Source organism: Ochrobactrum sp. SFR4 (assembly GCF_019730395.1).
GTDB lineage: Bacteria > Pseudomonadota > Alphaproteobacteria > Rhizobiales > Rhizobiaceae > Pseudochrobactrum.
This window is the reverse complement of the sequence record NZ_JAAPBB010000750.1, coordinates 1-274: the sequence shown is the minus strand read 5'-3', so window position 1 is coordinate 274 and position 274 is coordinate 1. Positions and strand designations below refer to the sequence as shown.

At 49.6% G+C, this 274-nt stretch carries 1 pseudogene; it reads left to right on the top strand.

Annotated elements, in window-relative coordinates:
* Nucleotides 1-274: pseudogene (locus tag HBA93_RS21080) on the top strand (phage tail tape measure protein); the annotation flags it as partial.

The window sequence follows — 274 nt, the reverse complement described above, 5'->3', positions numbered from 1 at the left end:
ATGGATGTGGAAGATCGGCTTTGACATCATTGATGACTTCGGCCGCACGCCTGAAGAGCGTATAGAGCAGATACGTAAGAACCATGAAGCATGGCAAAACCTTGAAAAACAGGTTGATGAGTCATGGGCAGGCGGTATTTGGCAAGGCATGAAGGACAAAGCCAATGACCTGATGGGGCTGGAGCGCGGTGTTATTCCGGCAGAAGCTCTGTCTGCATGGGCATCCTCTAAAGCAGCACAATTTAATCAGATCGGTTCAGAGTGGATTGATGCG